The 7,014-nt window shown below is 26.1% G+C and carries 8 protein-coding genes and 1 pseudogene; 3 read left to right on the forward strand and 6 right to left on the reverse strand.

All coding sequences use genetic code 11. From position 1 onward, the window contains the following. Nucleotides 1-3: 3 nt before the first annotated feature. The 5 genes from L8X40_RS06495 to L8X40_RS06515 form a co-directional block, all read right to left on the reverse strand. Nucleotides 4-456, reverse strand: coding sequence for a DUF411 domain-containing protein (locus L8X40_RS06495; RefSeq protein WP_087700133.1), 453 nt, complete (start codon nucleotides 454-456; stop codon nucleotides 4-6). A gap of 22 nt (nucleotides 457-478) precedes the next feature. Further along, a complete protein-coding gene (locus tag L8X40_RS06500; protein WP_087700135.1) occupies nucleotides 479-943 on the reverse strand; it encodes a hypothetical protein in 465 nt (154 codons plus the stop codon). A gap of 113 nt (nucleotides 944-1,056) precedes the next feature. Continuing rightward, nucleotides 1,057-2,325, reverse strand: a complete 1,269-nt coding sequence (locus tag L8X40_RS06505) for a citrate transporter (protein ID WP_263667557.1) — start codon at nucleotides 2,323-2,325, stop codon at nucleotides 1,057-1,059. A 12-nt stretch (nucleotides 2,326-2,337) separates the two neighbouring features. Continuing rightward, nucleotides 2,338-3,312, reverse strand: coding sequence for an asparaginase (locus L8X40_RS06510; RefSeq protein WP_263667558.1), 975 nt, complete (start codon nucleotides 3,310-3,312; stop codon nucleotides 2,338-2,340). A 75-nt stretch (nucleotides 3,313-3,387) separates the two neighbouring features. Beyond that, the gene (locus L8X40_RS06515) at nucleotides 3,388-3,588 is read right to left on the reverse strand and encodes a hypothetical protein (protein WP_039628089.1); all 201 of its coding nucleotides are present in this window, start codon (nucleotides 3,586-3,588) and stop codon (nucleotides 3,388-3,390) included. 143 nt (nucleotides 3,589-3,731) lie between these two features. Between L8X40_RS06515 and L8X40_RS06520 the strand changes: the two genes are divergently transcribed. Continuing rightward, nucleotides 3,732-4,376 carry a helix-turn-helix transcriptional regulator gene (locus L8X40_RS06520; RefSeq protein WP_087700140.1) on the forward strand — a complete coding sequence of 215 codons (645 nt, stop codon included), beginning with the start codon at nucleotides 3,732-3,734 and terminating at the stop codon, nucleotides 4,374-4,376. A 4-nt stretch (nucleotides 4,377-4,380) separates the two neighbouring features. On the opposite strand, the pseudogene L8X40_RS06525 reads toward L8X40_RS06520, so the two are convergent. Beyond that, nucleotides 4,381-4,736: pseudogene (locus L8X40_RS06525) on the reverse strand (phage tail tape measure protein); the annotation flags it as partial. A gap of 41 nt (nucleotides 4,737-4,777) precedes the next feature. Between L8X40_RS06525 and L8X40_RS06530 the strand changes: the two are divergent. Together L8X40_RS06530 and L8X40_RS06535 are read left to right on the forward strand one after the other, a co-directional pair. Further along, nucleotides 4,778-5,083, forward strand: a complete 306-nt coding sequence (locus L8X40_RS06530; protein WP_087700144.1) for a hypothetical protein — start codon at nucleotides 4,778-4,780, stop codon at nucleotides 5,081-5,083. An 840-nt stretch (nucleotides 5,084-5,923) separates the two neighbouring features. Beyond that, the gene (locus L8X40_RS06535) at nucleotides 5,924-6,802 is read left to right on the forward strand and encodes a hypothetical protein (protein WP_263667559.1); all 879 of its coding nucleotides are present in this window, start codon (nucleotides 5,924-5,926) and stop codon (nucleotides 6,800-6,802) included. The last annotated feature ends 212 nt before the right edge of the window (nucleotides 6,803-7,014 follow it).

Consider the following 7,014-nt stretch of genomic DNA (forward strand, 5'->3'; position numbering starts at 1 on the left):
TGCTTAGTTTGTCGTGATTAAATTATGTCCTTTATAGATCCCATAAATTTTATAATCTCCATTTTTAAGCATTAAAACTACAGGATATTCTTCTTCGTAACCTTGCTCCATCCCAGGACTTCCTTGAGGCATACCAGGAGCAGAAATACCTATAACATCTTCAGGTTTATTTTTCAAAAGCCAAGCAACTGCATCTTCAGGAACATGTCCTTCTATAGCATAACCATCAATTACGCCAGTATGGCAACTTTGATACATAGGCTGAATATTCATTTTTTCTTTTATTTTTAAAAAATCCTCGCTTTTGTGTATTTGCACTTTATAGCCTTTATCTTTCATATAATTAGCCCAAAGATCACAACATCCACAAGTAGGACTTTCGTAAATATTTAATAATTTATCTCCACCAATTAAAACTATACTTGATAACACTAAAACACTAATAATTTTCTTCATAATATTCCTTTACCATAAATAATTACATAAAAACGTCTGATGTTTTAAGAGTCGTTTTTTGCTTTTCTTCAAATTGCGCTTGTGCTATTAACTGTTTAGGACTCAATTGAATATTGATATGAGAAATTTTATCTTGCAAACTACTTTGTATATTTTCTTTAATTTGCTCTTCTACTTTCTCTTTTATCTTTTCTTTGTATTTTTCATTACTTTCTGTAAATTTTTTCTCATATTTACCGGTCTCTTTATTATAATACATTTCCTCTCTGTATTCTTTCAAGGCATTCTCTGAAGCTTCTTTTGCTTCTTGAAACAATTCCTTTAAAGGTCTATCATACAAGCTATTTTTTTCTTGGATACTTGAATTTAATTCAAGTGAAAATGCTTGTTCTTGATGGGATTGCACAGTTTGTTTTTCATTTTTTTGTTTTGAACTAAAAATATCATATGAGTGATTAAAAAATCGATTTTCCTCTATACGAAACATCTTTATGCTCCTGAATAAAATTATAAATCACAACAAGCAAAAAATATTCCGATATATAAGTTACAAACCTATAAAACAATAAATTTTTATAGGTTTAATAACATATGTCAAAACTAAAACTTAATAAAAAAAGAAATAATGAAAATTAAAAATAAAGCAAACAGTTGCGAAGGTCTTTGAAATTTATTTGAATCCTTTAAATTTGATCCTTCAACCAAGGGTATTACAGTTGACAAAGCAGCAACGGGTCCTCCTGTTAAAAAGTATTGAGCTATAGAAGCTCCACCCGCTGCTACAAACGCCAAAGCAAAATTATAATCACAAACCTCCATAGTAGCTTGTAAGAATGGCAACAAAATAGCTGAGCTCGCACCATAACTTTGTGTTATAAATCCAGCAAAAACAGCTACTATAAACATTGCTTGAACTGGAGCTACATTTAAAATTGGCTCAAAGATAGTTGCAATAGTTTTTGCTAATCCTATTTCTTTAATCACAGCACTCATAAATAAAAATGTTATAGTCGCAACCAACGGAATAGCTATCTTATTAACTCCATCTATCATATTTTTTTCTGCATTAAAAATATTGACCCTGCTAAGTACAATTGTTAAGATACTAGAAAATACCCCCAATAAAAAAATAGGATATCCTAAAATAAAACCACCAAATAAAACAATAAAAGGCAAAAAAATAACATAGACACTATGTTTACTATTTTGATTTTCTATTTCTTTTACTATTTCTTGTATTTTATTCTTATCAATAACTACAAAATTTTTCCTCTGATAAATTTTAGACCGAAACGCTGAACATAAAATTAAACTCACTGTAACAAAAATAGCAAAAATATTAATCAAACCAAAACCAATATTAGTAGCCCCAATAATCGCAACTTGCGTTGGGTGAGTAAAACCACCAAAATTACCAAGGTGGCCAGCATGCCCATGTATAGCAGCAGAATGATTCGGATTCATACCTAATAATACTGATGGTTTTGCGGTAATTACGGCTGTTACAGATGGTTGAGTAAAACCTGTCAACATTCCTATAACTCCAGCACATATAGCACTAGCAGAAGCAATTCCTTCTCCTCCACCAATTCTTCTACCAAATTTTATGATAATTTTTATAATCTCATCCATAAATCCACTTGACTGCATTATACCTATAAACATCAAAATACCCGTCATATCTAAAATAACAGGATTTAAACCTGCAAGCAAAAGAGAGTTTATAAGAATATTATCTGAATCTAACATTGCAATCAAAACGCTTATTGTTGTACCAACAACAGCAGTTAAATACAATGGGGTCTTTCCAATTACCATTAAAAAAAGAGTAATACACATAAATATTTGTGAAATAAACAAATAGCTCATATTATTTCCTAACTAAAAATACATATAATAAGAATTAAATTCTTTTAATATGTCTTCTTTATTAAAACCAATTGATAACAATAAAGTTAGAAATATTCTAGCTTTCATACAGTCAAAAAAACCACCCATAATAAAACCATTTTTTTGCAAATCAATTTCACTACCCTTATATGAGTATGTATTATAAGCAGTAGGACCGCTTCCTGTTCTAGTTGTAACAATGCATGGTATATTTAAATTTAATGATTTTACTTTTTCAATAAAGTCAAATGAAACATGTCCCGCACTAAAGCCATTTATTATCAAGCCATGAAAACCAGATAAATTATCTAGAAAATAATCATCCCCAGATAAACAAGTAGGTATAATAGCAATTTTTTTATCCATTTTGTTTGGAATTTTATAAATTTTATATCTATATATTGGTGCAATATATTTTACTTGTTTTTCATATATGTATCCAATATTACCCCCATTGATGGATTTAAAAGTTTCAAGAGAAAAAGAGTTACTTTTATGTAAAAATCTTGGCAAATATATCACATGATTAAACACAACTAAAACACCTCTTTTTCTAGATAAGTTACTACTTGCAACAAGAATTGATTGGTATAAATTACTAGACCCATCACTCCCAATCTCACTTGGATTCTTCATAGCTCCAGTTACAACTATAGGAACTTCTTCATCCCACAATAAGCTTAATAAAAATGCACTTTCCTCTAATGTATCAGTGCCTTGTGTAATTACTATCCCATCTGAGCGATTCTTAACTTCATCTTTTGCTATTCTAATAATCTCTAAAACATTCTCAAATTTTAAAGATGGACTCGGAATGGATAATATGCTTTTTGTTTCTATACTTATATTATCCGTCATACCAATACCATCAACTAAGGCTTTTGCATTTAATTTAGGACTAACACCTCCTGATTCATCTTTCAACATACAAATAGTACCACCAATACTTAAAACACTAATTTTCATCAACCCCTCCTTTTTTAAAGTAAGCTAAATGTAAATCAATTATACAATTGACTTAAAATTAACTTATTCTCATTATTATTTCAAAATATCAGGAAGCTCATTAATAATATTGAGTTCTAAAAGTTTCTTATAAACAGCTTTGGTATTTGCTTTAGCTGTATATTTTTCAGAATAATAACCATTAACAACTCTAAAAAGACTCATGTAGTCTAAATCATATTTTTGAGCAAACTTTTTAAGATTAATATTATTATCTTCAAAATATTTTTTTAACAATTACTATCCTTTCATTTTGTAATTTTTATTTCAAATTGATTTTTTTAAGATACAATTTAGAAATATATTTTATACATTATATAGTTATTTTATTTATATGTCAATAATTTATAAATAAAATAACTATATTTAGAAAGCGGTGAATGGAAAATTTTAAAACATTAGTAGAAGAAATGAAGCTTTATTTTAATGTTACTAGTTTAGAAATGGTAGCTGAGAAATTAGGTCTTAAAAAATCTACTGCAATAGGCTGGAGACAACGAAAAAGGATATCTTCACATGCTATATTAAAATTTAATCAACTAAAATATAAACAAAATAACTATATAAATTCAGTTGATAAGAATTTACAACAAACTGAAAAAATAAACAATAAAGATACAATATTGATTCCATTTTATAAAAACTATTATCTTTCATCGGATTTTATTAGTAATAGCAACATCATTACACAAACCATACCTTTTAATAAAAATGAATTAAATAACATGTTTAATTTACAAGAATTTTTAAAGATAGGTATTGTCTCTATGATAGGGAATAGCATGGAGCCCACGATAAAAGAAGGAGAAATGATTGTATTTCAAAAAGATAACTCGAGTATAGAAGGTGGTATATATATTGTTGAATATCAAAAAGAAATTTTAATTAAAAGATTAAAAAAAAGACCCTTATGTTTGATTAGCGATAACAAAGAATATCCTAATATCAACATTAAAAAATCTAACGAATTAAAAATCATAGGAAGAATTATTGGAGCATATAAAATTAATTATAAAAAATTATAAATAAAATTTTATTTATATTATTACTCTCATCAAAATTTACAATACTCCTAATATCAGCTATAGTATATTTAAAGTTAATAGCTTCCCTAAACCTTTACCAATAATTCCACCTCTAATGACATTACCTAGACTTAAAAACTCATCTTGCAAACCTTTTCTTTGAGCTTTTAATTCCGCTCTTAAATTGGTATTGAGTTTAAGAGTGTTTAATTCTTTTTGTAATCCACTAATACAGAGTTTAGTTTTTGCTGCTATTTTTTCTAAATTACTAAAATCTTTAACCACCTTACCAACAGCACTTGCATTTTTAATTGCTAAACCTAAAACAACACCAATTCCAATACTTCCAGCATTTTCCACATTCAACCCTTTTTAAGTGTTTGTATTTTAAAATCTTTGCTATGAAAATTTTAAAATTTATTAATGATGATACAATTTCGCACATTGCTTTATTACTAACAACACTTATACCTGCTTTTTTAATAAGTTATCAAAGTGCAAATGATGGTTTTTTCAATACAATAGCTATTTTTATCTTTTCTTATTTTATAGGCATTATCATAACTGCTATTTTAATGATGATTGTGCCACCTATTGCCTTATTGCTTATTTTACCCACTTGGCTAATTGTAATAAGTTTAGATTTTATTCTTTTTGTTATTTTAAAGATTTATTCTTTTAAAAATAAAACAATTAAAAACTCTTAGTTTTTAACAACTCTTTTGCTATTTCTAAAGCTTTTTCAAATTCTTCCAAATCTAAATCTAACACCTCATTTAAACCCCAATTTAAACTATGGCTTATAAGAGCTATAGCTTCTAAGCTATAACTCCTGCTTCTTGCAAAAAATCTTTAAGAGCGTTTTCTTATTTTATTTATAAATGCAACTATCGTATAAATACTTATTCCATTTCTTTATTCGCTTTTATTGGTAGTATTTTAATTTTTCGCTCAAATATTTTCTTATATTTTAATTACTTACATACAAATATCAAATTATTGTAATAAAATACAAAAATATAAAATAAATCACAAAATAAAGAATGAGCTATCACTTAGAAAAGTAGATAAAAACAGAAAAGATCTTAAAACTTGAAAAATAATAGAGTAGTGTGAAAACTTGCACCCTAATACAATGTATCCTAGAATTGATTATCACACTCTCAGTTACTACATTATAACCATCAATTTTATCTAATTAAAATAATTCTAGCTTTACTAAACCAAAAAGAAGTTTAAATGGCCTTAGTCTTGGTAGAATTTGAATTTAAAGTTTTAAATTTTGATAATTTAGAAAGAAGTTGCGATTGCAAAATTACTAATTAAATAGAATTAATAACCATAGTGCTTTATTTATAAGTTCTAAGAAAAATAAGAAATACAAGGTAAAACCCTACTTTAATTACAAAAAAATTATAGAGGAGGCTAAGAGTTTATATAAGCCTGATTTAGAGCAATTATTATCTAGAGTTTGGCTTAAGAATGCAAAATTAATAGCTGATAAATTAACAGAAGAAAACGAATTTTTTAAAAAACAAACCGATCAAATGATACAAGAAAAAATAAAAGAAGCGTATCAAATTTTATCATTACCACTAACTATTAAGCAATATAATATTAATAGAAAAAATGCATCATATTTTAGCAATTCATTAATAGGATTAATTTCAGATAATTCTTATAATACGCTTGAGAATTTAGATCTTGTTTTTAATTTAAAAAAAGAAGAGCACGAAGTTTTTAATTATATAAGAGAAAATGTTGATTTTTTAAATCTAATAAAAAAATATTATACTTATATATCAAGACTTGATTTTTTACAACATTTTGAAAATTTGGTATTCAATGAAGGAAAGACAGAAACAAAAGAAAGAACAGAGTTGTATAAAATTGTAGAAAATAATTTATGGTTATTTGATGAAGAATATTTAAATATTGATTTTTTTAGCGATCAATCATTAAAAGGAATTTTTACTGAAATAAAATTGCCAATAAATACAGATGATGAAAAAGAGTTAAATAAAATTTCGGATATTTTCATACCTCGCACTAAAGATAATGAGTTGATACTTATTGAATTAAAATCGCCAAAAACAAAAATTACTTTATCAACACTTCATGATGTGTTTAATAAATATATTATTAAAATTCTTAATTCACTATCAAAGCAAAAAAGTAATATTAAATACATAAGAGCCATATGCATTTCATCAGAAAAGCAAGAGTATCTAGGAAAGATGGATGACAGTAATTATATCGTAGAGGCAATGACTTGGAAAGAAATAATCAGTACAAGAAAAAAAGAACTAGAATATCGTATAAAAGATATTAAAGGTTGTTTATTTTTGTCAAAATATCAAAATATTTACGATTTTAAAGAAAAGGAAATAAATAAAGAAAGAGTTGATAATTTAAAAAGAATATAAAAGTTTAAATATTTATCTAAGAAAAATATTAAGATGTAAATAAAATGTATTTATATATTTTACACATAAAAAATAGTTTTCTACAATCTTTATAAAAATTATTATATAGTTTTTACTTTAGAAATCAAAGTGAAAAAACGAGACTTTGATTTGAAAAGCGGTTTTAATAATCCTAACCCAATTAAAAAATTAAAACCAAATTTAGAAACTAT

Source organism: Campylobacter sp. CNRCH_2013_0855 (assembly GCF_025773025.1).
GTDB lineage: Bacteria > Campylobacterota > Campylobacteria > Campylobacterales > Campylobacteraceae > Campylobacter_D > Campylobacter_D jejuni_C.

Excerpts from the sequence above, each read along its gene's own strand:
- L8X40_RS06495 (WP_087700133.1), bottom strand. The coding sequence starts at position 456 with ATGAAGAAAATTATTAGTGTTTTAGTGTTATCAAGTATAGTTTTAATT.
- L8X40_RS06500 (WP_087700135.1), bottom strand. The coding sequence starts at position 943 with ATGTTTCGTATAGAGGAAAATCGATTTTTTAATCACTCATATGATATT.
- L8X40_RS06505 (WP_263667557.1), bottom strand. The coding sequence starts at position 2,325 with ATGAGCTATTTGTTTATTTCACAAATATTTATGTGTATTACTCTTTTT.
- L8X40_RS06510 (WP_263667558.1), bottom strand. The coding sequence starts at position 3,312 with ATGAAAATTAGTGTTTTAAGTATTGGTGGTACTATTTGTATGTTGAAA.
- L8X40_RS06520 (WP_087700140.1), top strand. The coding sequence starts at position 3,732 with ATGGAAAATTTTAAAACATTAGTAGAAGAAATGAAGCTTTATTTTAAT.
- L8X40_RS06530 (WP_087700144.1), top strand. The coding sequence starts at position 4,778 with ATGAAAATTTTAAAATTTATTAATGATGATACAATTTCGCACATTGCT.
- L8X40_RS06535 (WP_263667559.1), top strand. The coding sequence starts at position 5,924 with ATGATACAAGAAAAAATAAAAGAAGCGTATCAAATTTTATCATTACCA.